This window comes from Geodermatophilus sp. SYSU D01180, from assembly GCF_054050415.1.
This window is the reverse complement of record NZ_JBJGZH010000004.1, coordinates 24830-48710: the sequence shown is the minus strand read 5'-3', so window position 1 is coordinate 48710 and position 23881 is coordinate 24830. Positions and strand designations below refer to the sequence as shown.

The following is a 23881-nucleotide window of genomic DNA, read 5'->3' as shown; positions in this document are numbered from 1 at the left end:
ATGCAGCCGTTCACCACGCACACCGGCACCGCCGCCCCGCTGCGCCGCAGCGCCGTCGACACCGACCAGATCATCCCGGCCGAGTACCTGAAGCGGATCACCCGCACCGGGTTCGAGGACGGCCTGTTCGTCGCCTGGCGCACCAACGAGCCGGACTTCGTGCTCAACCAGCCGCACCACGCCGACGCCTCGATCCTGGTCGCCGGACCCGACTTCGGCACCGGCTCCTCGCGGGAGCACGCCTGCTGGGCGCTGCTCGACGGCGGCTTCCGCGTCGTGATCAGCTCGCGGTTCGCCGACATCTTCCGGAACAACTCGACCAAGTCGGGCCTGCTGACCGTCGTCCTGCCGCAGGCCGACGTCGAGGCGCTGTGGCAGGCGGTCGAGGCCGACCCGGCGCTGCCGGTGACGGTCGACCTGCAGGCCAAGACGGTCACCTACGGCGACACCACCGTGCCGTTCGAGGTCGACGACTACATCCGCTGGCGGCTGCTGGAGGGGCTCGACGACGTCGGCCTCACCGAGCGGCACCTGGCCGACATCGAGGCCTACGAGGCGCAGCGCCCCGCCTGGCTGCCGAGGGCGCTCCCGGCGAGGTGACGTGATGGAACGGCCACCCTTCAGGGGCCCGCGCCGAGCCTGCGAGGCGTGGGGGGGGCAAGGGTGGTCCTTCGTCCGCCTGCCCCGGCGCCCCTCACTCGGGGGCGTCGGGGTCCGGGCCGAGGTCGCGGTAGTAGTCGGCCAGCAGCGCGCCGGGGCGGCCGCCCAGCGCCCACACGCTGCCCTTGGCCGCCGGCGGGTACAGGCGCCCGGCGACGCCCTCCCACCGGACGCCGAGGCTCATCAGCACCGACGGGATCGCCCCGCCCTGGCTGCACACCACGGTGACCCCGGCGCCCTCCCGCGGCTCCAGCAGCCGCTCGACGACGGCCAGGCCCGCCTGCGGGTCGGCGGCGAACTCCTCCTCGCCGAGCTCCGGCAGGTCGCGCACGGGCAGGCCGGTCCGCTCGGCCAGCGGCTCCAGGGTCTGCCGGCAGCGCACCCGGGGGGCGGTGAGCAGCTCGACCGGCCCGAACGCCGGCAGGACGTCGGCCAGCTGCCGCGCCTGCCGCCACCCCTTGGTCTCCAGCGGCCGCTCGTCGTCGGGGCCGTCCCAGTCGCTGCGGCTGCCGGCCTTGGCGTGGCGCACCAGCAGCAGCGACGGCGCCCGCGGGACGTCGTCGCGGGCGAGGTCGGCCAGCACCCGCCGGTCGTGCTCGTGGGTGACCAGCGCGGAGGCGTCGTCGAGCGGCAGCCAGCGCAGCTCGTCGACCTCGTCGTTGGGCTCGAACGGCTGCTCGGTGCCGACCGCCTGCATGAGCCAGTAGTCCACGTGCTTGGGCCCGGCGGCGACCTCGTAGCGGGTGCGCAGGCTGCGGCGGCCCAGCGCCACCTGCAGGCCGGTCTCCTCGACGACCTCCCGCACCGCGGCGGACAGCGCGTTCTCCCCGGCGTCGAGCTTGCCCTTGGGCAGCGACCAGTCGTCGTAGCGCGGCCGGTGCACGAGGACGGTCTCGACCCCGCCGTCGGCGGCCGGCCGCCACACCACCCCGCCGGCGGCCGCGACGACCGCCGTCCGCTCAGCCGGCATGCTCGGTCACCCGGTGCATGAGGGCGGCCTGGTAGTCCCGGGTCCCGGTGCGGGTCCACTGGCCCTCGGAGCCGAGCTCCCAGCAGCACACGCCGGGGGCCATGGCGGCGTCGAAGACCGCCTGCAGCTCCCGCTGGGCGGTGTCGTCGCACACCCGCAGCAGCACCTCGACCCGGCGGTCGAGGTTGCGGTGCATGAGGTCGGCGCTGCCGAGCCACCACTCCGGCTCGCCCGCGTTCTCGAACGCCATGACCCGCGAGTGCTCGAGGAAGCGGCCGACGATCGAGCGCACCCGGATCGTCTCGCTCAACCCGGGCACGCCCGGGCGCAGCGCGCAGATGCCGCGGATGAACAGCTCGACCGGGACCCCGGCGCCGGACGCCTCGTAGAGCGCGTCGATGACCCGCTCGTCGACCAGCGAGTTCACCTTGAACCGGATGCCCGACGGGCGGCCCTCGGCGGCGTGCCGCGCCTCCCGGCGGATCTTCTCCACCAGCCCGGCGCGGATCCCGTGCGGCGCCACCATCAGCTGCCGGTAGGTGGTCTGCCGCGAGTAGCCGGTGAGCACGTTGAACAGGTCGGTGAGGTCGGCGCCCACCCGCGGGTCGGCGGTGAGGATGCCGAGGTCCTCGTACTGCCGCGCCGTCTTCGGGTTGTAGTTGCCGGTGCCGATGTGCACGTAGCGGCGGATGACGCCGTTCTCCCGGCGCACCACCAGCGCCGTCTTGCAGTGCGTCTTCAGGCCCACCAGGCCGTAGACGACGTGGCAGCCGGCCCGCTCCAGCGACCGGGCCCAGGTGATGTTGGCCTCCTCGTCGAAGCGCGCCTTGATCTCGACGAGGACGACCACCTGCTTGCCGAGCTCCGCGGCGGTGATCAGCGCGTTGACGATGGGGGAGTCCCCGGAGGTGCGGTACAGCGTCTGCTTGATCGCCAGCACGTGCGGGTCCTCGGCGGCCTGCTCGATGAAGCGCTGCACGCTCGTGGCGAACGAGTGGTACGGGTGGTGGACCAGCACGTCGCCCTCGCGCAGCGTGGCGAACACGCTCTTGGGGGTCTCGCCCTCGGACAGCCGCGGGTGGGTGGCCGGCACGAACGGCTCGTCCTTGAGCTCGGGGCGGTCGATGTCGTACAGCGCCCACAGCGAGGCGAGGTCCAGCAGCCCGGGCACGGTGACGACGTCCTGCGGGCTGACCTCGAGCTCGGAGACGAGGACGTCGAGGATCTGCGGGTCCATCGTCTCGGTGACCTCGAGCCGGACCGCGGGGCCGAACCGGCGGCGGGCGAGCTCCCGCTCGAGGGCCTGCAGCAGGTCCTCGTCGCGGTCCTCCTCCACCTCGAGGTCGGCGTTGCGGGTGACCCGGAACAGGTGGTGGTCGATGACGTCGAGGCCGGGGAACAGCTGCGACAGGTGCGCGGCGATGAGGTCCTCGAGGGGCAGGAACGTGGCCTGGGAGTCGACCGGCCCGACCGGCACGAACCGCGGCACGTTGTTGGGCACCTTGAGGCGGGCGAACCGCGGCGCGCCGGTCTCCGGGTCGCGCACCACGACGGCGAGGTTGAGCGACAGGCCGCTGATGTAGGGGAACGGGTGCGCCGGGTCGACGGCCAGCGGGGTGAGCACCGGGAACACCTGGTCGCGGAAGTACTCGCGCAGCCGCCGGGTCTCGGTCTCGGCGAGGTCGTCCCAGTGCACGATCCGGATGCCCTCGGCCTCCAGCCGCGGCGTGACGTCCCGCTCGAAGCAGTCGGCGTGCCGGTGCACCAGCTCCTGGGTGCGCTCGGTGACCCGGGCCAGCTGCTCGCGGATGGTCAGCCCGTCGGGGGAGCGGACGGTCAGCCCGGTGCTCAGCCGCCGCTTCAGCCCGGCGATGCGGACCATGTAGAACTCGTCGAGGTTGCCCGCGAAGATCGCCAGGAACTTGACCCGCTCGAGCAGCGGCATCGAGGCGTCCTCGGCCAGCTCGAGCACCCGCGCGTTGAAGTCCAGCCAGGACAGCTCCCGGTTGAGGAAGCGGTCCGCGGGCAGCGGGGGCTGCTCCGCGGGCGCGGGGGTCTCGGGCCCGGTGATCGGGGACGTCGTCTCGGCTGCCACGGGGTCATCGTGCCGCACCGAGGTGAACGGCCGGGTGCGTTCCGCGGGTTCTCTCAGGCGGCCGGGCGCGGGAGCCGCGGCAGCAGCGCCGCCGTCGCCGTCCCGACGCCGAGGCCGGTGGCGGCGGCCAGGTCGGCGGGCGTGTCGACGTCGCGGCGCAGGCCCGGCCAGTCGCCGTCCAGCGGCACCGCGCCGGCGGCGGCGTGCGCGGCGGCGGAGTCCCGGCCGAACCGCGGTTCCAGGGGCACGCCGGCCGCGGTGAGCAGGGTGGTGCCGGTGCCCGCGGCGTCGGCGACGAAGCAGCGCGGCGCCGCCGCGGCCGCGGCCAGCGCCGCGGCCAGCTCGGCCGGCCGCAGCGCCGGCAGGTCCGACGACAGGGCGGCGACGGCGTGCCCGCCGCCGGCCCGGGCGCCGTGGGCGAGCGCCGGGTTGAGCCCGCGGTCGGGCTCGTCGGGCACCGTGCGCGCGCCGAGCGCCCGGACGGTGGCGGCCGCGCGGTCCTCGTCGGTCACGACGACGACGTCGGCCACCGCGGGGCAGGCGCGGGCCGCGGCGACGGTGTCGGCGAGCAGCGCCAGCACGAGGTCCGCGTGCAGCCCGGGACCGCCGCCGGTCAGCGGCACGAGGCGGGTCTTGGCCGCGGACAGCCGCTTCGCCGGGACGACCAGGGACCACCGCACGGGCACCATGTGAGCACACCGCCGCGGCCCGCCGCGGACGCCGGAGGACCCCGGTGCGCACCCGGACCGGCCGGAGGGTCGATCATGTGCCGGTCGTCACGACCGAGCGGAGGTGTGCCGGTGACCGAGGAGCAGTCCTCCGGGACCACTGCGGTACAGCGGCGCGCGCTGCACGAGCGCGGCCGGCTGCCGTGGTCGCTGAAGCTGGCGGTCGCGCTCATCTACCCGACCACGTCGCTGGTGTTCCGGCTGCGCTACCGGGACGGCGACCGGCTGCCGCGCACCGGGCCGGTGCTGCTGGTGGCCAACCACGTGTCGGTGCTCGACCCGCTGGCCTGCGCGCGGCTGGTCTACGACAACGGGCGGGTGCCGCACTTCCTCGCCAAGCAGGCGGTGTTCAAGGGCGTCATCGGGAAGATCCTCCGGCACGCCGGGCAGATCCCGGTGGCTCGCGGCTCCGCCGACGCCCGCGGCTCCCTGGCCGCCGCGGCGGCCGACCTGGAGGCGGGCAACGTCGTCGTGATCTACCCCGAGGGCTCGGTGACCCGCGACCCCGACTGGTGGCCGATGCAGGCGCGCACCGGCGTCGCGCGGCTGGCGCTGACCACCGACGCGGTGGTGCTGCCGGTGGCCCAGTGGGGCCCGCACCGGGTGCACGACTACCACACGAAGAAGCTGCACCTGCGCTTCCGGGCACCCGCCGACTACGCCGTCGGGGAGCCGGTCGACCTGTCCGCGCTGCGGGCCGAGGTCCGCGCCGGTCGCCCACTGACCCCGGACCTGCTCCGGGAGACCACCGACCTCATCATGGGCCGGGTGCGCGACCTGCTGTCCGGTGTCCGGGGTGAGCCGGCCCCCGCCTCGTTCGCCCCCCGGCCGGGGCGGTCGCTGCCCGGCGACCTCCCGGGGAGCGCTGCGTGAGCGAGCTGGACCGCCTCGGGCGGGGCACCCGCGCCGCCGTCCTGGGCGCCGGCTCCTGGGGCACCACCTTCGCCAAGGTGCTCGCCGACGCCGGCTGCACGGTGTCCCTGCACGCCCGCCGGCCGGAGCTGGCCAAGGCGATCGCCGAGTCGGGGGAGAACGCCGAGTACCTGCCCGGCGTGCCGCTGCCCCGCGCGCTGACGGCGACCCCCGACGCCGCCGAGGCCCTCGACGGCGCCGACGTCGTGGTGCTCGCCGTCCCCTCGCAGTCGCTGCGCGCCAACCTGCTGGAGTGGACGCCGCTGCTGCCCCCGGACGCGACGCTGCTGTCGCTGATGAAGGGCGTCGAGCTCGGCACGACCAAGCGGATGAGCGAGGTCATCTGCGAGGTCACGGGCGCGGGCCCGGACCGGGTGGCGGCGCTGTCGGGGCCGAACCTGGCGCGGGAGATCGCCGAGGAGCAGCCGGCGGCCACCGTCATCGCCTGCACCGACGCCGACCGGGCCGCCGCGCTGCAGGCCGCCTGCCACACCGTCTACTTCCGGCCGTACACCAACACCGACCTCGTCGGCTGCGAGCTGGGCGGCGCGGTGAAGAACGTCATCGCGCTGGCCTGCGGCATCGCCGAGGGGATGGGCTTCGGCGACAACACCCGGGCCTCCCTGATCACCCGCGGCCTGGCCGAGACCACCCGCCTGGGCACGGCCCTGGGCGCGGAGCCCTCGACCTTCGCCGGGCTGGCGGGGCTGGGCGACCTCGTGGCCACCTGCAGCTCGCCGCTGTCGCGCAACCGCACCTTCGGGGAGAAGCTGGGGCGGGGCCTGTCGCTGGAGGAGGTGCAGGCCACCACCCGGCAGACCGCCGAGGGGGTCAAGAGCTGCCGCCCGGTGCTGGACCTGGCCCGCGCGCACGGCGTGGACGTGCCGGTCACCGAGGCGGTCGTGCGGGTCTGCCACGAGGGCGTGCCGGCCGCGCAGATGGTGAAGGAGATCATGAGTCGGGAGGCCAAGCCGGAGTGACGACGCTCCCCGAGGGGTGGGGCGACGGCACCCGCTCGGTCCGGGCGGGCGACGCCCCGCCGGTGCCGGGCACCCCGCTGCGCCCCTCGCCGGTGTTCGCCGCTCCCTTCCACCTCGGCGACCGCCCGCCGCGCGCCGACGGCGCCGACGCCTACGCCCGCACCGAGCACCCCACCTTCCGGGCGTTCGAGGACGCCGTCGGCGAGCTCGACGGCGGCCGGTGCCTCGCCTTCTCCACCGGCATGGCCGCGGTCACCGCGGCGGTGACCGCGCTGGTGTCGGCCGGCGACCGCCTGGTGCTGCCCGCCGACGGCTACTACGCGACCCGGCTGCTCGCCCGCGACGAGCTCGAGCGGCTCGGGATCCGGGTCGAGTACGTGCCGACGACCGGGATCGGCGACGTCGCCGCCCGCGGGGACCTCGACGGCGCCCGGATGGTCCTCCTCGAGACGCCGAGCAACCCGCAGCTCGACGTCTGCGACGTCGCGGCGGTGGCCCGCGCGGCCCGGGCGGCCGGCGCCCTGCTCGCCGTCGACAACACCACCGCCACCCCGCTCGGCCAGCGGCCGCTGGCGCTGGGCGCCGACCTCACCGTGGGCGCCGACACCAAGGCGCTCACCGGGCACAGCGACCTGCTGCTCGGCCACGTGAGCACCACCTCCGGCGAGGTGTTCGACCGGCTCAAGGGCTGGCGCGACCACACCGGCAGCACGCCCGGCGCGTTCGACGCGTGGCTCGGGCACCGGTCGATGAGCACGCTGGACCTGCGGCTGGCCCGTCAGGCGGAGACCGCCGCGGCGGTGGCCGAGGTCCTCGCCGGCCACCCGGCGGTGACCGGCGTCCGGTGGCCCTGGCTGCCCTCGGATCCCTCCCACGAGCTCGCCACCCGGCAGATGCTGCGGCCGGTCGGCGTCGTCTCGGCCGAGCTCGCCGACGAGGCCGCGGTGTCGCGCTTCCTCGCCGTCAGCCGGCTGTGGACGGCGGCCACCAGCTTCGGCGGCGTGCACAGCACCGTCGACCGGCGGGCGCAGTGGGGTGGGGACGCCGTCCCGGGGGGCTTCCTGCGCTTCTCCTGCGGCATCGAGGACACCGATGACGTCGTCGCCGACCTCACCACCGCGCTCGACGCCGTCTGACGGGATGAGCCGCACCACCCTCGACCGCGTCCTCGCGGCCGGCCCCGTCCTGCACGCCGCCCGGGACGGCGACTACCGGGCGCTGGCGTGGGCGGCCGGGGAGCCGCACCGGGTGCGCCGCGAGCTGGTCGGGCCGGCGTGGGAGCCGCCGCGCCGGGGCGTGCGGGCGGTCGCCTGCCTCGCGCACGTCACCGACCTGCAGCTGGCCGACGTCTGCTCCCCGGCTCGCTTCGAGTTCTTCCACCGCTTCGAGGCCGACCCGCGGATGCGCGCCCTGGTGCCCATGCACCGGCCGCAGGAGGCGCTGACCGCGCACGCCGTCGACGCGCTGGTGCGCACCCTCAACGGCCTGGCCGGGGCGCCACGCACCGGGCAGCCGCTGCAGGTGGTGGTCACCACCGGCGACGCCATCGACAACGCGCAGTGGAACGAGCTGGAGCTGTACCTGGCGGTCCTCGGCGGGGGAGTGGTCTCGCCCGGCGCCGGGCTGACCGCCTACGACGGCGTGCAGGCCTCCGGGTGGCCGCACGACCTGTTCTGGCGGCCCGACGACGACGGCGGCGTGCACCACGAGCGGTTCGGCTTCCCCGCCCGCCCGGGCCTGCTGGAGGCGGCGTTCGCGGCGTTCGCCGCCGAGGGGCTGCGGCTGCCGTGGCTGGGCTGCCACGGCAACCACGAGGCGCTCATCCAGGGCGTCGGCGTCCCCACGCCCGCGCTGGCCGCCGTCCTCGGCGCCGGGCGCAAGCCGGTCGACGTCGACCCCGCCCTGCCGCTGGACGACGCGCTGCACCTGTTCACGCACCGCTCCGAGGTCTTCACCACCGCCACCTCCCGCCCGGTGACGCCGGTGGCCGACCGCCGCTTCATCGACCGCCGGTCCTTCGTCGCCGCGCACCTCGCCGACGGCGGCGCGCCCACCGGCCACGGGTTCACCGAGGAGAACCTGCGCGACGGCACCGCCTACTACGCCTGGGACGGGCTGCCCGGCGTGCGCGTGGTCTGCCTGGACACCACCCGGGTCACCGGCGGCGCCGCGGGCTCGGTCGACGCGGCGCAGGCGCGGTGGCTGGAGGAGCGGCTGCGCGAGGTGTCGTCGTCGGCGCCCGGTCCCGACGGCGGGCGGGTGGCCACCGGCAACGCCGACCGGCTGGTGGTGCTGCTGTCGCACCACGGGTCGGGCACGCTCACCCGCTCCGACGCCCTGGGCGGGCAGCCGGCCGCCGACGACACCGCGCTGGGCGCCCCCGAGCTGCTCGCGCTGCTGCACCGGTACCCCAACGTGGTGCTGTGGCTCAACGGGCACACGCACGTCAGCGAGGTGCGGCCGTGGGCGCACCCGCACGAGCCGGGCCGCGGGCTGTGGGAGGTCACCACCTGCGCCGTCGTCGACTGGCCCGGGCAGGCCCGGCTGGTCGAGCTGCTCGACAACGGCGACGGCACCCTGTCGCTGGTCTGCACGATGGTCGACCACGACAGCCCCGCCCGGCCGCCGGCCGCCGACGACCCGGCCGCCGGGGACCCCGCCGCGCTGGCGGCGCTGCACCGCGAGCTGGCGGCCAACGTGCCCTACGCGGGCCTGGGCTCGCCGCTGGCCGGCACGCCCGCCGACCGCAACGTCGAGCTGGTCCTCCGCGCCCCGTTCTAGAAGGACCCTCCTGCCCCCCACCCCTCGCTCCGCTCGGCGCGGGCCCCTGCAGGAGGGCCGTTCCAGCACCTCACCGGGCGGTGCGGGCGTCCCGGCGGCGGCGGTGGGCGGCGCGGGCGGTGAGCCAGCCGCTGAAGGCCAGGTAGTAGACGACGTAGGCGAACGACAGCGCGACGACGAACGGGTTCGGGTCGGGCAGCTGGGCGACCAGCACCGCGTAGGAGACGAACCAGACGGCGGTCAGCGCCATGCTCACCTGCCACAGCGCCTCGGTCCGCGACGGGTAGAGGTAGCGCACCGGCACGAACACCAGCACCGAGCAGACGACGAGCACCACGGCCACGGCCACCTGCGACAGGTCGAGCACGACCGCGTAGAACGCCACGACGTTCCAGTAGCTCGGGAAGCCGAGGAAGGTGTGGTCGTCGGTCTTCGCGTCCACCCGGCAGAACTGGTAGCTCGACGCCAGCAGCGGCAGCGCGGCCAGCAGCCAGCCCACCGGCCCGTGCGGCAGCACGCCGGTGGTCCAGAGCAGCACGACGGGGGCGAAGACGTAGGTCAGGTAGTCGACGATGTTGTCCAGCAGGGAGCCGTCGAACCAGGGGATCGTCTCCTTGACCCGCGCGCGCCGGGCCAGCATCCCGTCGGTGCCGTCGACCACCAGCGCGGCCAGCCCGATCCACAGCGCGGCCTCGACCTCGCCCTCGATCGCGGCCAGCACGAACAGCAGCGCCAGCACCGAGCCCAGCGCCGTGTAGGCGTGCACCGCCGCGCCGGCCAGCCGCAGGGGGAGCGGGTGCCGGCGCGCGGCGGCGTCCCCCTGGTGCGCCGTCGTCGCCGGGGGTCGGGGGTCCACCGGAGGGGCCGCGTTCTCCCGCATCGCCGACGAGGTTCCCACACGCCCCGCGTGCCGGCCCCGCGGGAGCCGGAGGACGCGCGGACGCCGTCGACTAGGGTCGGCGGCGATGAGCGGAACGGGCAAGGTGCGCGTCGCGGTCGTGTTCGGGGGGCGCAGCGCCGAGCACGCCATCTCCTGCGTCAGCGCCGGGAGCGTGATGGCGGCGCTGGACCGGGAGCGCTACGAGGTGGTCCCCGTCGGCATCGCCCGCGACGGCCGCTGGGTGCTCCCCGACGAGGGCCAGCAGCTGGCCATCGACGGTGGCCGGCTGCCCGAGGTCACCGGCGGGACGGCGGTGTCGCTGGTCGGCGACCCCGCCGGGCGCGGGCTGGCCGTGCTGGACCCGGCCGCCGCGATCGGCCCGGCGTTCACCGAGGTCGACGTCGTCTTCCCCGTGCTGCACGGCGCCTACGGCGAGGACGGCACCATCCAGGGCCTGCTGGAGATGAGCGGGCTGCCCTACGTGGGGTCGGGCGTGTTCGCCTCCGCGGCGTCGATGGACAAGGAGTTCACCAAGCAGCTCCTGGCCGCTGCGGGGCTGCCGCAGGGCGACCACGTGGTGCTCCGCGACGCCGACGGCGCCCTGTCGGCCGACCCGGACCTGCTGACCGCCGCCGACCGCGAGCGGCTGGGCCTGCCGGTGTTCGTCAAGCCCTCGCGCGCCGGGTCCAGCATCGGCATCACCCGGGTCACCGACTGGGGGCAGTTCCCCGAGGCGGTGGCCACCGCGGCCGCCGTCGACCCGAAGGTCGTCGTCGAGGCCGCCGTGCCCGGCCGGGAGGTCGAGTGCGGCGTGCTCGCCGGCCGCGACGGCGGGCCGCCGGAGGCCAGCCTGCCGGCCGAGATCCGGCTCAAGCCGGGCACCGACTGGTACGACTTCGACGCCAAGTACCTCGAGGACGCCGTCGAGTTCGACGTCCCGGCCGACCTCACGCCCGAGCAGACGCGGCGGGTGCAGGAGGCCTCCCGCCGCGCCTACCTCGCCCTGGACTGCGAGGGCCTGGCGCGGGTGGACTTCTTCCTCGGCACCGGGCCCGACGGCCGCGAGCGGCTCGTGGTCAACGAGGTCAACACCATGCCGGGCTTCACGCCCATCTCGATGTTCCCGCGGATGTGGGCGGCCAGCGGGGTGTCCTACCCCGAGCTGGTGGACCGGCTGGTCACCTCCGCACTGACCCGTGCGGGCCGGCCGGGGGACCAGCGGACCCCCCGGTGACCCGGGGCCGGCTCGCGGCCGTCCTCGCCGGGCTGGCGTCGCTCGTCCCGGCCACCGGCTGCACGCCGACCAGCGCCACCCCCGCGCCCGCGCCCGCCACGCCGGAGAGCGTCGAGGAGCTCGGGGAGCTGCTGCTCGACGAGGTGCCCTCCGGCCTCCCGCGGATCGCCGACGCCGACCTGCAGCCCCCCGCCGGCGCCAAGACCGTCGACGACGTGGCCACCTACTCCGACGACCCCGCCCGCGAGCGCACGGTGCTGCGCGAGTACGGCTACCGGCACGGCTGGGAGCGCTTCTGGGGCGCCACGGCCGGCCCGCTCACCAGCGTCTTCCTCGACCAGTTCACCGACCCCGCCGGCGCCGCCGCCTACGCGCGCGACCTCGCCGGCAACGACGCCGAGCTCTACGACGGCGTGCTGCAGCACGACCCGGCGTCGCTGCCCGAGGGCTGCAGCCTGCTCACCGTGGCCGAGGTCGACCCCGCGACCGGGCTGTCCGGCCCGGCGGCGTTCGCCTGGTGCGCGCACGGGGTGTTCAGCGTCGGGGTGACCGCCGTGGCGGCCACCGAGCAGGCCGCGGGCGACGAGGTGCACGCCACCGTCCGGGCCCAGCTGGACGAGCTCCCGGTGGCCTGAGCGGCCTCAGCGCGGCGGCAGGGTGTCGGCGATGACGCCGCTGAGCACGGTGACCGGGGCGCTGTCGACGTCGGGCGGCAGGGTGACCTGCACGTAGGCGGCGCGGTCGACCGCGGTCCAGGTCGTCGCCTCCTCGGTCTGCTCGACGAACCAGGTGACCTGGTCGATCTGCAGCAGCCCCTCGCCGGGGACCAGGCCCGCGGGCTGCGGCACGCCGCACACCAGCACGATCGGCGGGTCGCCCCAGGCGGCGGCGTACGGGGTGTCGGAGTCGACCAGCCGCTGCGGCTCCCCGGTCAGGTCGAGGGGGAGGCCGGACATCAGCGCCGGGCAGTTCGCGTCGGCCTCCGGCGTCGGCGGCGGGACCTCGACCGGCAGCACCGGGAGGTCCTCGGCGCGCTGCTGGGTCGGGGCGCCGCTGACGTCGGCGACCGGGTCGTCCCCGTCGTCGTCGCCGCCGACCACCCGGACCAGGACCAGCAGCGCCACGAGCACCGGCACGACGACGGCGGTCACGACCAGCGCCAGCCGGCGCAGCGGGTCGCGCTCGGGCGCCGGTGCCGGGTCGGGGGCGGGGGGGTCCTCGCTCAGCGGCTCAGATGTTGACGACGGGGCAGGTCAGCGTGCGGGTGATGCCGTCGACCGACTGGACGCGGGCGACCACCAGGCGACCGAGCTCGTCGACGGTCTCGGCCTCGGCACGGACGATGACGTCGTAGGGGCCGGTCACGTCCTCGGCCTTGGTCACGCCGGCGATCTCGCTGATCGTGGACGCCACCTGGGCGGCCTTGCCGACCTCGGTCTGGATCAGGATGTAGGCGTGGACCACGGGACGACCTTCCTCGGACGGCTCTGCGGGTGGCTGCCTGCCACCGGCAGACGGACCGGAGCGCAACGTACCCCAGCGACCCGGAGTGGCCTGTGACACGGCCCCGTCCGCTGGTGCCGCGCGAGGACCCCGCCGACAGCGTGCGGGTCGTGGGGGAGTTCGGCGTCATCGCCCGGGTGGTCGCCCGCGCCGGCTCCGCCCGGGTCGCCCAGGTCGGCCCCGGCGACGACGCCGCGGTGCTGCGGGTGCCCGACGGCCGGGTGGTCGCCACCACCGACGTGCTCGTCGAGGGCCGCCACTTCCGCCGCGACTGGTCCTCGGCCGAGGACGTCGGGCACAAGGCCGCCGCCGCGAACCTCGCCGACGTCGCCGCGATGGGCGGGGTGGCCACCGCCCTGCTGGTCGGCCTGGCCTGCCCCGCGGACACGCCCACCTCGTGGCTGGAGGGCGTGGCCGCCGGGATGGCCGCCGAGTGCGCGCCGCTGGGCGCCGCCGTCGTCGGCGGGGACACCGTGGCCTCGGCGCCCGACAGCGGCGCCGTCGTCCTGTCGGTCACCGCGCTGGGCGACCTCGGCGGCCGGGCGCCGGTGCTGCGCTCGGGGGCCCGGCCCGGCGACGTGCTCGCCGTCGCCGGGCGGCTGGGCTGGTCGGCGTGCGGGCTGGCCGTGCTGCGCCGCGGCTTCAGCAGCCCGCTGGCCGCCGTGACCGCGCACCGCCGCCCCACCCCGCCGTACCTCGCCGGGCCGGCCGCGGCCGACGCCGGCGCGACCGCGATGTGCGACGTCAGCGACGGCCTGCTCGCCGACGCCGGGCACCTGGCCGCCGACAGCGGCGTCGTCCTGGACGTCGACCGGGCCGCGCTGGTGCGTGCGACCCTGGAACCGCCCGGTCCGCTGCAGCAGGTGGCGGCGGCCCTCGGCGCCGATCCGCTGGCCTGGGTGCTCACCGGCGGGGAGGACCACGCCCTGCTGGCCACCTTCCCGCCGGACGCGGCGCTGCCGGAGGGGTGGGTGCCGATCGGGCGGGTCGAGGAGGGGGAGCCGGGCGTGTCCGTCAGCGGGGAGCCCGCGGCCGACGTCGCGGTGGCGGTCGGCGCGGAGGGGACCGGGCATGTCCACTTCGGCTGAGGCGCGGCTGCGCGACGGGTCGCTCGCCCGGCTGCGCGCGGTGCCCTACGACGACCCGCTGGCCCGCGACCTGGTCGAGCGGGTGCAGCAGGAGTACGTGGTCCGCTACGGCGGCCCGGACGGCGCCGCCGTCGACCCGGCCGAGTTCGTGCCCCCGGCCGGGCTGTTCCTCGTCGCGGAGGTCGACGGCGAGCCGGCCGGCTGCGGCGCCTGGCGCCGGCACACCGGGACGTCGCCCACCCGGCCCGACGACCCCACCGTCGCCGAGGTCAAGCGCGTGTACGTCGTGCCCCGCTTCCGCCGGCGCGGCCTGGCCCAGGTGCTGGTCACCGCGCTCGAGGACTCCGCACGCGCCTCGGGGTACCGCTCGGTCGTGCTCAACACCGGCGACCGCCAGCCCGAGGCGCTCGCGCTGTACGCGGCGATGGGATACACGCCCGTCCCGGGGTACGGCATCTACGCCGGCGAGGCCGGGGCGGTCTTCCTCGGCAGGGACCTCGTCGACGAGGAGGAGCGACCGTGGGCGTCGTGACGATCTCCGCGTCGTACGGCGCGGGCGGGCCGGAGGTCGGCCCCGCCGTCGCCGAGCGGCTCGGCCTGGCCTTCCACGACCGGGCGATCCCGGCGCAGGTGGCCGGGCGGCTCGGCGTCTCCCAGGACGACGCCGAGGCCAACGACGAGCGCGTCGTACGGGGCCTGTGGCGGCTGGTGGCCTCGCTCGGGGCCATGCCCGATCCCGTCGGCGGCGTCATGCCGGCGACCACGCAGCCCGACGAGCGGGCCTACCGCGAGCACACCGAGCGGGTGCTGCGCGAGATCGCCGACGGCGCCGGCGGGGTGGTGCTCGGCCGAGCCGGGGCGCTGGTGCTGCGCGACCGGCCCGACGCCCTGCACGTGCGGCTCGACGGCCCGCCGGACGCCCGGCTCCGGGCGGCGGTGGCGCGCTACGGCCGCCCGGCCGACGAGCTGCGGCGGGAGCTCGAGGCCAACGACACCACCCGCGAGACCTACGTCCGGCACTTCTACCGGTGCGACCCGGCGGCCGCCCGGCACTACCACCTCGTCGTCGACGGGACGGCGCTGCCGCTGGGGACCGTGGTGGACCTGGTGGTCACCGCGGCGCGGGCCCGCGGGATCGGCGCCTGCTAGACCTCCGCGCACGCGAAGGACCCCGGAGGTCGGCGACCTCCGGGGTCCTCGGCGAGCGGGCGGCCTCCGTCAGGAGGCCCGGCGATCAGGCGCGGACGACCTTGCCCGCGCGGATGCACGAGGTGCAGGCGTTGATCCGCTTGCGGTTGCCGGGGGCGACGAGCGCCCGCACCGACTGGATGTTCGGGTTCCAACGGCGCGGCGTGCGGCGGTGCGAGTGCGACACCGACATACCGAAACCGGGCCCCTTGCCACAGACATCGCACACGGCAGCCACGGTGGATCACTCCCAGAGAATCGATTTTCAGACGGCGGCGCACAGGAGGCGACCGCGAGACCGTCGTCCAGCATAACCGCTCCTCCGCGCAGCCGTCGCCGAGGTGGCAGGAGAACCGGGTCCGTCCGTCTCCGCGGGTACCCTCCGGCCGTGCTGCAGGCGCTGGACGACGCCGCGGTCGGTCGCTGGTGCCGGGCCGCGGTCACCGCGCTGTCCACGGGACGGCGCAGCCTCGACGACCTCAACGTCTTCCCCGTGCCCGACGGCGACACCGGCACCAACCTGCTGCTCACCGCGCAGGCGGCGGTCGCCGAGCTCGATGCCGCGGCGGGACGCGAGCCGGCCTGGACCGCGCTCACCCGCGGTGCGGTCCTCGGCGCCCGCGGCAACAGCGGCACGATCCTCGCCCAGCTGGTGCGCGGCCTGTCCGACCAGCTCGCCGGCCAGGAGCCCGCCGACGGCCCCGCGCTGGCCGCGGCGCTGCAGAAGGCCGCCGACACCGCCTACGCCGCGGTCGCCGACCCGGAGGAGGGCACCTTCCTCACCGTCGCCCGTGCGGGCGCCGAGTGCGCCGTGGAAGCCGTCGCCGAGGGCCGCACCGCGCTGGCCGACGTCGTCACCGCCGCCGCCGACGGCGCCCGCACGGCCCTGGAGGCCACCCCCGGCCAGCTCGACGCGCTGCGCGACGCCGGCGTGGTCGACGCCGGCGGCGCCGGCCTCTGCCTGGTCCTCGACGCCCTGGTCGCCACCGTCACCGGCGTCGAGCCCGCGCGCCCGCCGCTGGTGCCCCGCCCGGCGCGCCCCGCCGACGTGCCGCACCAGCCGCCGCCGGGCCCCGGCAGCGAGGTGCAGTACCTGCTCGCCGACGCCGACGAGGCCGCCGTCGCCGTCCTGCAGTCCCGGCTGGCCGCCCTCGGCGACAGCCTGGTCGTCGTCGGCGTCGACACCCCCACCGGCCGGCAGTGGAACGTGCACGTGCACACCAGCGACGTCGGCGGCGCCATCGAGGCGGGCATCGAGGCAGGCCGGCCGCACCGGATCACCGTCACCCCGCTGGCGCCCGTCCGGCCGGCCGCCCCGGTGCCCGGCCGCCGCGCCGTCGTCGCGGTCGTGCCGGGGGAGGGCCTGGCGCAGCTGTTCTCCGGGGAGGGCGTCCGCGTGGTCACCTGCGGGCCCGACGGCGTGGACGAGGACGAGCTGCTCGACGAGGTGCTCGTCTCGGCCGCCTGCGACGTCGTCGTCCTGCCCAACGATCCCGCGCTGACCCCGGTCGCCGCGCGCGCCGCCGAGCGGGCCCGCGAGGCCGGCCGCGACGTCGCCGTCGTCCCCACCCGCTCGCCGGTGCAGGGCCTGGCGGCCATCGCCGTCGCCGACCCCGCCCGCCGGTTCGGCGACGACGTCATCGCCATGGCCGAGGCCGCCGCGGCCACCCGCTGGGCCGAGGTCACCGTCGCCGGGCAGGAGGCGCTCACCAGCGCCGGGTTCTGCCACCCCGGCGACGCGCTGGGCTCGGCGGAGGGCGACGTCGTGGTGGTCGGGCGCGACCTCGCCGCGGTCGCCTGCGACCTGCTCGACCGGCTGCTGTCGGCCGGCGGCGAGATGGCCACGCTCGTCGTCGGGCCGGACCCCGCGCTCGGCGACGCCGTCTGCGCGCACCTGGCCGCCGTCCACCCGACCGTCGAGGTGGTCCGCTACGACGCCGGCGCCGTCCTGCCGCTGCAGGTGGGGGTGGAGTAGCCCGATGGCGGTGACCCTCGACACCGACCTCGCGCGCGTGCTCGGCGCCAAGACGGCCAAGGCGATGGCCGAGTCGCTGGGCCTGCGCACCGTCCGCGACCTGCTGCGCCACTACCCGCGCCGCTACGCCCGCCGCGGCGAGATGACCCGGCTCGACGACCTGCAGGTCGGCGACCGCGTGACCGTGCTCGCGCAGGTCCGGCGGGTGACCAGCCGGCGGATGCGCAACCGGCCCGGCACGCTCACCGAGGTCACCGTCGGCGACGGCGCCGGCGAGATGCAGCTGGTCTTCTTCAACCGGAAGTTCGGGAAGCTCGAGGAGGGCGCCTGGGGGCTGTTCGCCGGCACGGTCGGCGAGTACCGCCGGACCAAGCAGTTCGCCCACCCCGACTTCCACCTCATCACCGGCGACGACGACGAGGACTGGGCCCGCGCGCTCATCCCCATCTACCCGGCGAGCAAGGACGTCTCCAGCTGGGTGATCCAGAAGTCGGTGCGGCTGCTGCTCGACGCCTCCGGCGGCTTCGGCTTCGTCGAGGACCCGCTGCCCGAGGACCTGCGCCGCCGCCACGGGCTGCTCAGCCTCCCCGCCGCCCTGCTCGACGTGCACCGCCCCACCAGCGACGAGGACGTCGAGCGCGCCGAGGAGCGCCTCAAGTGGGACGAGGCGCTGGTCCTGCAGCTGGTCCTCGGCGCCCGCCGCCGGGCCGCGGCCCTGGAACCGGGCACCGCCCGCCCGCGCCGGGGCGGCGGCCTGCTCGACGCCGTCGACGCCGCGCTGCCCTTCGAGCTGACCGAGGGGCAGCGGCAGGTGGGGGAGGAGCTCGCCGCCGAGCTGGCCCGCGACCACCCGATGCACCGGCTGCTGCAGGGCGAGGTCGGCTCCGGCAAGACCGTCGTCGCGCTGCGGGCCATGGCGCAGGTGGTCGACGCCGGCGGGCAGGCCGCGCTGCTGGCGCCCACCGAGGTGCTCGCCGCGCAGCACGCCCGCAGCATCTCGGCGATGCTCGGCCCGCTGGCCCGCGCCGGTGAGCTCGACGGCGACCCCGCGGGCACGAAGGTCGTGCTGCTCACCGGCTCGCTCAAGGCCGCGCCGCGCCGCGCCGCCCGCGCCGCGGTGGCCGACGGCAGCGCGGGGATCGTCGTCGGCACCCACGCGCTGCTGCAGGAGGGCGTCGAGTTCGCCGACCTCGGCCTGGTCGTCGTCGACGAGCAGCACCGCTTCGGCGTGGAGCAGCGCGACGCGCTGCGCGCCAAGGGCAACCGCCCGCCGCACGTGCTGGTCATGACCGCCACGCCGATCCCGCGCACGGTCGCGATGACCGTCTACGGCGACCTGGAGACCTCCGTGCTGCGGCAGCTGCCCAGCGGCCGCGGCGGGGTGGCCAGCTCGGTGGTCCCCGTCAGCGACAGGCCGGCCTGGCTCGACCGCGCCTGGGAGCGGCTGCGCGAGGAGGTCGCCGCCGGGCGGCAGGCCTACGTCGTCTGCCCGCGTATCGGCGACGAGGACACCGGCAGCGAGGACGAGCCCGACGAGGCCGACGCCCCGCAGGACAGCGGCGGCGACGGCGACCGGCGCCCGCCGCTGGCGGTCCTCGACGTCGCCGAGGCGCTGAGCGAGGGGCCGCTCGCCGGGCTGCGGCTGGCGGTGCTGCACGGCCGCATGACGCCCGAGGCCAAGGAGGCGACCATGCGGGCCTTCGCCGCCCGCGAGGTCGACGTCCTGGTCGCCACCACCGTCGTCGAGGTCGGCGTCGACGTGCCCAACGCCACCGTCATGGTGGTCATGGACGCCGACCGCTTCGGCGTCAGCCAGCTGCACCAGCTGCGCGGCCGGGTGGCCCGGGGCAGGCACCGCGGCCTGTGCCTCCTGGTCACCGAGGCCCGCGAGACGACGGCGACCGGGCAGCGGCTGGCCGCGGTCGCCGGCACCTCCGACGGCTTCGAGCTCGCCCGCGTGGACCTCGAGACCCGCCGCGAGGGCGACGTGCTCGGCGCCGCGCAGTCCGGGCGGCGCTCCACCGTCAAGCTGCTGTCCCTCCTCGAGGACGAGGAGCTCATCGCCACCGCCCGGGCCGAGGCGACCGCGCTGCTGGCCACCGAGCGCGGGCTGGCCGACCACCCGGGCCTCGCCGCCGAGGTCGCCGCCCTGGCCACCGACGAGCGCGCCGGCTACCTCGAGAAGGCGTGAGGGAGGCGGGCGGGTGACGCGGGTGATCGCCGGCACCGCCGGGGGGCGGCGGCTCAAGGTGCCGCCCAGCGGGGTGCGGCCCACCGGCGACCGCGCCCGCGAGGGGCTGTTCAACAGCCTGGGCACCCTGCTCGACCTCGACGGCGCCGCCGTCCTCGACCTCTACGCCGGATCCGGCGCGCTCGGGCTGGAGGCGCTGTCCCGCGGCGCGGCGCAGGTGGTGCTCGTCGAGAACGGCCCGCGCGTGCTGCCGGTGCTGCGTGCCAACGTCGCCGCCGTCGGCCTGCCCGGCGCGCGGGTGGTCGCCGGGTCGGTGCCCACCGTCGTCGGCGGCGCGCCGCCGGTCCGGTTCGACCTCGTGCTCGCCGACCCGCCCTACGCCGTCCCGGCCGAGGAGGTGCGCGGCGTGCTGAGTGCGCTGGTGACGGGGGAGTGGCTCGCCCCCGACGCGGTCGTCGTCGTCGAGCGCTCCTCCCGCGAGGAGCCCTGGGAGTGGCCGACACCGCTGACCGGGATCCGCGACCGCCGCTACGGGGAGGCGTTGCTCCGGTACGGTCGCCTCCCGTGAGGCGAGCGGTCTGTCCCGGGTCGTTCGACCCGGTCACCAACGGCCACGTCGACGTCATCACCCGGGCCGCCGCGCTGTACGACGAGCTCGTGGTCGCCGTCCTGGTCAACCCCGGCAAGGCCGGGCTGTTCTCCGTCGACGAGCGGATGGAGCTGCTGCGCGAGGCGGTGGCCGACCTGCCCAACGTCGTCGTCGACAGCTTCAGCGGCCTGCTCGTCGACTACTGCCGCAGCCACGGGATCCCGGTGGTGGTCAAGGGCCTGCGGGCGGTCGGCGACTTCGAGTACGAGCTGCAGATGGCGCAGATGAACCGCGAGCTGGCCGGCGTCGAGACGCTGTTCGTGCCCACCGCGCCGCAGGTCGGCCACCTGTCCTCCAGCCTGGTCAAGCAGATCGCCACCTTCGGTGGCGACGTCTCCCGGCTGGTGCCCAAGGCGGTCCTGGAGCGGCTGCTGGCCAAGCGCGACGACGGGGCGGCGTCGTGACCGAGGTCGTGTACCGGCTCTACGAGACCGTCGACGAGCTCAGCCGGCTCATCGAGAGCGCCCGCAGCGTGCCCATGTCCGGCTCCTGCATGGTGCCGCGCGACCAGGTGCTCGACCTGCTCGACGACCTGCGGGAGAACCTGCCCGAGGAGGTGCACGCGGCCGGCGCGATCGTCGAGCAGCGCACCGAGATCCTCGAGCAGGCGCAGGCCGAGGCGGAGCAGCTCACCGGCCGCACCCGCGAGGAGGCCGACCGGCTGGTCGCCTCCGCCCGCCGCCAGCGCGAGGAGGTCCTCGGCACCGCCCGGCGGCAGCGCGACGAGCTGCTCGCCCGCGCCCAGGCCGAGGCCGAGGACCTGCTCACCCGGGCCGAGACGGAGGCCGACCGGCTCCTCGCCGAGGCTCAGGCCCACCACGAGGCGGTGCTCGCCGACGCCCAGGCGCAGCACGCCGAGATCCTCGCCGCCGCCCAGGCCGAGCACGAGCGGCTGGTCACCGAGACCGAGGTCTACCGCGGCGCGGTCGCCCGCTCCGACGAGCTCGGCGCGCAGACCGTCGCCGAGGTCAACCGGATGCGCGCCGAGGTCGACGAGTACGTCGACACCCGGCTGGCCGACTTCGGCACCACCCTCGAGCGGATGCTGCGCTCGGTGGAGAAGGCCCGCGAGACGCTGCGCGAGCCCTAGGCCGGAGGGACGCCCCGGCGGCCCGGACGGCGCCGGCCCGGGATCGGGTAGTCTCGGTTGCTGGTCCGACCACCGGTGTCCGCGCCCGGCCGGATCCCCTCCCACCTGACGACCGCGAGTACCGACATGCCTGCCGCACCTGCCGACCGCCGCCCCGGCGCCGCGTCCCCCGACGCCCGGCGCCCCGCTGCCGACCCCTGGGCCGTGGAACTGCGCGAGCTCGGCCGCCGCCCGGGCTCGATGCAGGAGCTCGACCGCACCATCCCGGCCCCCGAGGGCTGGCGGCTGGAGATGATCGGCGTCCCCCAGGGCGCGCCGGTCCACCTGCGGCTGCGGCTGGAGTCGGTCATGGAGGGCGTGCTGGTCTCCGGCGACGTCGAGGTCCGGGTCGAGGGCCAGTGCGCCCGGTGCCTGGACCCCGTCGAGGACACCTACGACCTCGACGTCCAGGAGCTGTTCGCCTACCCGGGCAGCGCCACCGAGGCCACCAGCGAGGAGGACGAGGTCCGCCTCGTCGAGGGCGAGCGGATCGACCTCCAGCCGATGGTGCGCGACGCCGTCGTCCTCGCCCTGCCGCTCTCGCCCACCTGCTCCGAGGACTGCGCCGGGCTGTGCTCCGGCTGCGGCCAGCGCCTCGACGACCTGCCGGACGACCACTCGCACGAGCTGGTCGACCCCCGCTGGGCCGGCCTCGCCGGCCGTTTCACCACCGGAGCGGTCACCGACCGTCCGGGCGACCCTGAGGAGAACTGACCGTGGCCGTCCCGAAGCGGAAGATGTCCCGCGCCAACACCCGCGCCCGCCGGTCGCAGTGGAAGGCGAGCGCCCCCACGCTGGCCCCCTGCCCGAACCGCGCCTGCGGCCAGCTCAAGCCGCCGCACCAGGCCTGCCCGAACTGCGGCCAGCACGCCGGCCGCCAGGTCCTCTCGGTCTGACCCGGCACGACGTGGGCAGCGCCGCCCGCACGCCGGTCGTCCCCGACGGCGGCTCGCCGGCGGGACCGGCGCACGCCGACTCCGCGGCCGCCTGGCTGCTCGACGCCCTCGGCGTCGAGCTGCCCGGCGGCCTGCTGGCGTTGGCGCTGACCCACCGCTCCTACGCCTACGAGCACGGCGGCCTGCCCACCAACGAGCGGCTGGAGTTCCTCGGCGACGCGGTGCTCGGCCTCGTCGTCACCGACGAGCTCTACCGCAGCCAGCCGGACCTCCCCGAGGGCCGGCTGGCCAAGCTGCGTGCCTCGGTGGTCAACATGACCTCGCTGGCCGGGGTCGCCCGCCGGCTCGGCGACGGCGGCCTGGGGCCGCACCTGTTGCTCGGCCGCGGCGAGGAGACCACCGGCGGCCGGGAGAAGGACTCGATCCTCGCCGACGCGCTCGAGGCGCTGATCGGCGCGGTGCACCTGGGCGTGGGCCTGGAGGTCGCGGCGGCCGTCGTGCACCGCCTGTTCGACCCGCTGCTGGTCGAGTCCGCCACCCGCGGCGCCGGCCTGGACTGGAAGACCAGCCTCCAGGAGCTCGGCGCCGCCCGCGGCCTGGGCGCCCCGGTCTACGACGTCACCGACGAGGGCCCGCCGCACGCCAAGACCTTCACCGCCGCGGTGTCGCTGGCCGGCGTCGTCCGGGGCAAGGGCACCGGGCGCACCAAGAAGGCCGCCGAGCAGGAGGCCGCCGAGGCCGCCTGGCGCGCCGTCTCCGCCGACGCCCCCGCGGCCGCCGGGGACTGACCCGTGCCCGAGCTGCCCGAGGTCGAGGTGGTCCGGCGCGGCCTGGAGCGCTGGGTCGCCGGGCGCACCGTGGCCGCCGTCGAGGTGCACCACCCGCGCGCGGTCCGCCGGCACCTCGAGGGCGCCGACCACTTCGTCGCGGCGCTGACCGGCCGCACCCTCAGCGCCGCGCACCGCCGCGGCAAGTACCTGTGGCTGCCGCTCACCGAGGTCGACGGCACGCCCGCCGGCCGGGCGATGGTCGCCCACCTCGGCATGAGCGGGCAGCTGCTGGTCGAGAAGCGCTCCCAGCCCGACGAGACCCACCTGCGCGCCCGGTTCACCTTCACCGACGGGGGCCGCGAGCTCCGCTTCGTCGACCAGCGCACGTTCGGCGGGCTGGCGGTGGAGGACGCCGACGGCGAGCGCATCCCGCAGCGGCTGGCGCACATCGCGATCGACCCGCTGGACACCTCCTTCGACGAGGCCGGCTTCAGCGCCGCGCTGCGCCGCCGGCGCACCGAGGTCAAGCGCGCGCTGCTGGACCAGACGCTGATCGGCGGCGTCGGCAACATCTACGCCGACGAGGCGCTGTGGCGGGCCCGCCTGCACGGCGCGCGGCCCACCGACCGGCTGACCCGCACCCAGGTCGCGGACCTGCTCGACGGCGTGCGCAGCGTGCTCGGCGAGGCGCTGGCGCAGGGCGGCACCTCGTTCGACTCGCTGTACGTCGACGTCAACGGGCAGAGCGGCTACTTCTCCCGCTTCCTCGCCGTCTACGGCCAGGCCGACCGGCCCTGCCCGCGGTGCGGCACGCCGATCGTCCGGGAGTCCTTCATGAACCGGTCCAGCTACAGCTGCCCGCAGTGCCAGCCGCGCCCGCGCGCGAGGCGGTCGTGAGCGACCCCGTCCGCGTGCGCGTGCTGGTCTCCGGCCACGTGCAGGGCGTCGGCTACCGCTGGTTCGTCCGCGGCCTGGCCGAGGCCACCGGGCTGGCGGGCTCGGCGCGCAACCTGCCCGACGGCCGCGTCGAGGTCGAGCTGGAGGGACCGGCCGACGACGTCCGCGCCGTCGTCGCCGCGCTGAGCGGTCCGGGCGCCCCCGGCCGGGTGACCGGGACGGTGCAGGAGGACCGCGTGGTGCAGGGGGTCCGCGGCTTCACCACCGCGTGACGAAGACGACATCCCCCCGACACGATGACGCTCCAGTCTTGGCGTTGACCTGCGTGTCGGGGGCTGTCACCCTGGGGACACCG

General features: G+C 76.3%; 27 protein-coding genes. 20 read left to right on the top strand and 7 right to left on the bottom strand.

Annotated elements, in window-relative coordinates; translation table 11 throughout:
* On the top strand, positions 1-600 hold the full coding sequence (leuD, locus tag ACI8AA_RS05340; protein ID WP_457043473.1) for a 3-isopropylmalate dehydratase small subunit: 600 nt from the start codon (positions 1-3) through the stop codon (positions 598-600).
* A gap of 94 nt (positions 601-694) precedes the next feature.
* Here the strand turns inward: leuD and ACI8AA_RS05335 are convergent, their stop codons facing one another.
* Genes ACI8AA_RS05335 through cofC form a run of 3 tightly spaced genes read right to left on the bottom strand, consistent with a single transcriptional unit; the run spans position 695 to position 4414 of the window.
* Complete coding sequence (locus ACI8AA_RS05335) at positions 695-1630, bottom strand: NUDIX hydrolase (RefSeq protein ID WP_457043472.1); 936 nt, start codon at positions 1628-1630, stop codon at positions 695-697.
* On the bottom strand, positions 1620-3725 hold the full coding sequence (locus ACI8AA_RS05330; protein ID WP_457043471.1) for an RNA degradosome polyphosphate kinase: 2106 nt from the start codon (positions 3723-3725) through the stop codon (positions 1620-1622). Before ACI8AA_RS05330 ends, ACI8AA_RS05335 begins: the two co-directional genes overlap by 11 nt.
* Before the next feature lie 53 nt (positions 3726-3778).
* Positions 3779-4414 (bottom strand): 2-phospho-L-lactate guanylyltransferase, encoded by a 636-nt coding sequence (gene cofC, locus ACI8AA_RS05325; RefSeq protein ID WP_457043470.1) that lies wholly within the window; start codon positions 4412-4414, stop codon positions 3779-3781.
* Between the two features lie 111 nt (positions 4415-4525).
* Between cofC and ACI8AA_RS05320 the strand changes: the two genes are divergently transcribed.
* The 4 genes from ACI8AA_RS05320 to ACI8AA_RS05305 are packed head-to-tail and all read left to right on the top strand — an operon-like array spanning position 4526 to position 9126.
* Entirely contained in the window at positions 4526-5326 is an 801-nt protein-coding gene (locus ACI8AA_RS05320; RefSeq protein WP_457043469.1) for a lysophospholipid acyltransferase family protein, read from the top strand.
* On the top strand, positions 5323-6345 hold the full coding sequence (locus tag ACI8AA_RS05315) for an NAD(P)H-dependent glycerol-3-phosphate dehydrogenase (protein ID WP_457043468.1): 1023 nt from the start codon (positions 5323-5325) through the stop codon (positions 6343-6345). The genes ACI8AA_RS05320 and ACI8AA_RS05315 overlap by 4 nt, the downstream gene beginning before the upstream one ends.
* Complete coding sequence (locus tag ACI8AA_RS05310; RefSeq protein ID WP_457043467.1) at positions 6342-7481, top strand: cystathionine gamma-lyase; 1140 nt, start codon at positions 6342-6344, stop codon at positions 7479-7481. Before ACI8AA_RS05315 ends, ACI8AA_RS05310 begins: the two co-directional genes overlap by 4 nt.
* A 4-nt stretch (positions 7482-7485) precedes the next feature.
* Positions 7486-9126 carry a TIGR03767 family metallophosphoesterase gene (locus tag ACI8AA_RS05305; protein WP_457043466.1) on the top strand — a complete coding sequence of 547 codons (1641 nt, stop codon included), beginning with the start codon at positions 7486-7488 and terminating at the stop codon, positions 9124-9126.
* 70 nt (positions 9127-9196) lie between these two features.
* Here ACI8AA_RS05305 and ACI8AA_RS05300 read toward each other — a convergent pair whose 3' ends face one another.
* Entirely contained in the window at positions 9197-9982 is a 786-nt protein-coding gene (locus ACI8AA_RS05300; protein WP_457043465.1) for a CDP-alcohol phosphatidyltransferase family protein, read from the bottom strand.
* Between the two features lie 109 nt (positions 9983-10091).
* Here ACI8AA_RS05300 and ACI8AA_RS05295 point away from each other — a divergent pair, with 109 nt between their 5' ends.
* Both ACI8AA_RS05295 and ACI8AA_RS05290 read left to right on the top strand, forming a co-directional pair.
* Positions 10092-11240 carry a D-alanine--D-alanine ligase family protein gene (locus tag ACI8AA_RS05295; RefSeq protein WP_457043464.1) on the top strand — a complete coding sequence of 383 codons (1149 nt, stop codon included), beginning with the start codon at positions 10092-10094 and terminating at the stop codon, positions 11238-11240.
* Positions 11237-11875 (top strand): hypothetical protein, encoded by a 639-nt coding sequence (locus ACI8AA_RS05290; RefSeq protein WP_457043463.1) that lies wholly within the window; start codon positions 11237-11239, stop codon positions 11873-11875. Before ACI8AA_RS05295 ends, ACI8AA_RS05290 begins: the two co-directional genes overlap by 4 nt.
* Before the next feature lie 6 nt (positions 11876-11881).
* Here the strand turns inward: ACI8AA_RS05290 and ACI8AA_RS05285 are convergent, their stop codons facing one another.
* Together ACI8AA_RS05285 and ACI8AA_RS05280 are read right to left on the bottom strand one after the other, a co-directional pair.
* The gene (locus ACI8AA_RS05285; RefSeq protein WP_457043462.1) at positions 11882-12391 is read right to left on the bottom strand and encodes a DUF3515 domain-containing protein; all 510 of its coding nucleotides are present in this window, start codon (positions 12389-12391) and stop codon (positions 11882-11884) included.
* Positions 12392-12470: 79 nt separating this feature from the next.
* Positions 12471-12704 (bottom strand): Lrp/AsnC ligand binding domain-containing protein, encoded by a 234-nt coding sequence (locus ACI8AA_RS05280; protein WP_091212468.1) that lies wholly within the window; start codon positions 12702-12704, stop codon positions 12471-12473.
* A gap of 92 nt (positions 12705-12796) precedes the next feature.
* On the opposite strand from ACI8AA_RS05280, the gene ACI8AA_RS05275 reads away from it, so the two are divergent.
* Genes ACI8AA_RS05275 through ACI8AA_RS05265 form a run of 3 tightly spaced genes read left to right on the top strand, consistent with a single transcriptional unit; the run spans position 12797 to position 14980 of the window.
* Positions 12797-13831 (top strand): thiamine-phosphate kinase, encoded by a 1035-nt coding sequence (locus ACI8AA_RS05275; protein WP_457043461.1) that lies wholly within the window; start codon positions 12797-12799, stop codon positions 13829-13831.
* The gene (locus ACI8AA_RS05270) at positions 13815-14363 is read left to right on the top strand and encodes a GNAT family N-acetyltransferase (RefSeq protein WP_457043460.1); all 549 of its coding nucleotides are present in this window, start codon (positions 13815-13817) and stop codon (positions 14361-14363) included. Before ACI8AA_RS05275 ends, ACI8AA_RS05270 begins: the two co-directional genes overlap by 17 nt.
* Entirely contained in the window at positions 14351-14980 is a 630-nt protein-coding gene (locus tag ACI8AA_RS05265) for a cytidylate kinase-like family protein (protein WP_457043459.1), read from the top strand. The genes ACI8AA_RS05270 and ACI8AA_RS05265 overlap by 13 nt, the downstream gene beginning before the upstream one ends.
* An 85-nt stretch (positions 14981-15065) precedes the next feature.
* Here ACI8AA_RS05265 and rpmB read toward each other — a convergent pair whose 3' ends face one another.
* Entirely contained in the window at positions 15066-15248 is a 183-nt protein-coding gene (gene rpmB / locus ACI8AA_RS05260; protein ID WP_436277817.1) for a 50S ribosomal protein L28, read from the bottom strand.
* 159 nt (positions 15249-15407) lie between these two features.
* On the opposite strand from rpmB, the gene ACI8AA_RS05255 reads away from it, so the two are divergent.
* From ACI8AA_RS05255 to ACI8AA_RS05210, 10 genes are all read left to right on the top strand, one after another.
* Positions 15408-16994 carry a DAK2 domain-containing protein gene (locus ACI8AA_RS05255; protein WP_457043458.1) on the top strand — a complete coding sequence of 529 codons (1587 nt, stop codon included), beginning with the start codon at positions 15408-15410 and terminating at the stop codon, positions 16992-16994.
* A gap of 4 nt (positions 16995-16998) precedes the next feature.
* On the top strand, positions 16999-19185 hold the full coding sequence (gene recG / locus ACI8AA_RS05250) for an ATP-dependent DNA helicase RecG (protein ID WP_457043457.1): 2187 nt from the start codon (positions 16999-17001) through the stop codon (positions 19183-19185).
* A 13-nt stretch (positions 19186-19198) separates the two neighbouring features.
* Entirely contained in the window at positions 19199-19753 is a 555-nt protein-coding gene (rsmD, locus tag ACI8AA_RS05245) for a 16S rRNA (guanine(966)-N(2))-methyltransferase RsmD (protein WP_457043456.1), read from the top strand.
* The gene (gene coaD / locus ACI8AA_RS05240) at positions 19750-20238 is read left to right on the top strand and encodes a pantetheine-phosphate adenylyltransferase (RefSeq protein WP_457043455.1); all 489 of its coding nucleotides are present in this window, start codon (positions 19750-19752) and stop codon (positions 20236-20238) included. Before rsmD ends, coaD begins: the two co-directional genes overlap by 4 nt.
* A complete protein-coding gene (locus ACI8AA_RS05235) occupies positions 20235-20924 on the top strand; it encodes a hypothetical protein (RefSeq protein WP_457043454.1) in 690 nt (229 codons plus the stop codon). Before coaD ends, ACI8AA_RS05235 begins: the two co-directional genes overlap by 4 nt.
* A 126-nt stretch (positions 20925-21050) precedes the next feature.
* Positions 21051-21677 carry a YceD family protein gene (locus tag ACI8AA_RS05230; protein ID WP_457043453.1) on the top strand — a complete coding sequence of 209 codons (627 nt, stop codon included), beginning with the start codon at positions 21051-21053 and terminating at the stop codon, positions 21675-21677.
* A gap of 2 nt (positions 21678-21679) precedes the next feature.
* A complete protein-coding gene (rpmF, locus tag ACI8AA_RS05225) occupies positions 21680-21859 on the top strand; it encodes a 50S ribosomal protein L32 (protein WP_089402499.1) in 180 nt (59 codons plus the stop codon).
* An 11-nt stretch (positions 21860-21870) separates the two neighbouring features.
* The gene (rnc, locus tag ACI8AA_RS05220; protein WP_457043452.1) at positions 21871-22647 is read left to right on the top strand and encodes a ribonuclease III; all 777 of its coding nucleotides are present in this window, start codon (positions 21871-21873) and stop codon (positions 22645-22647) included.
* A gap of 3 nt (positions 22648-22650) precedes the next feature.
* Complete coding sequence (gene mutM, locus ACI8AA_RS05215) at positions 22651-23526, top strand: bifunctional DNA-formamidopyrimidine glycosylase/DNA-(apurinic or apyrimidinic site) lyase (protein ID WP_457043451.1); 876 nt, start codon at positions 22651-22653, stop codon at positions 23524-23526.
* Positions 23523-23798, top strand: coding sequence for an acylphosphatase (locus ACI8AA_RS05210; RefSeq protein ID WP_457043450.1), 276 nt, complete (start codon positions 23523-23525; stop codon positions 23796-23798). The genes mutM and ACI8AA_RS05210 overlap by 4 nt, the downstream gene beginning before the upstream one ends.
* The last annotated feature ends 83 nt before the right edge of the window (positions 23799-23881 follow it).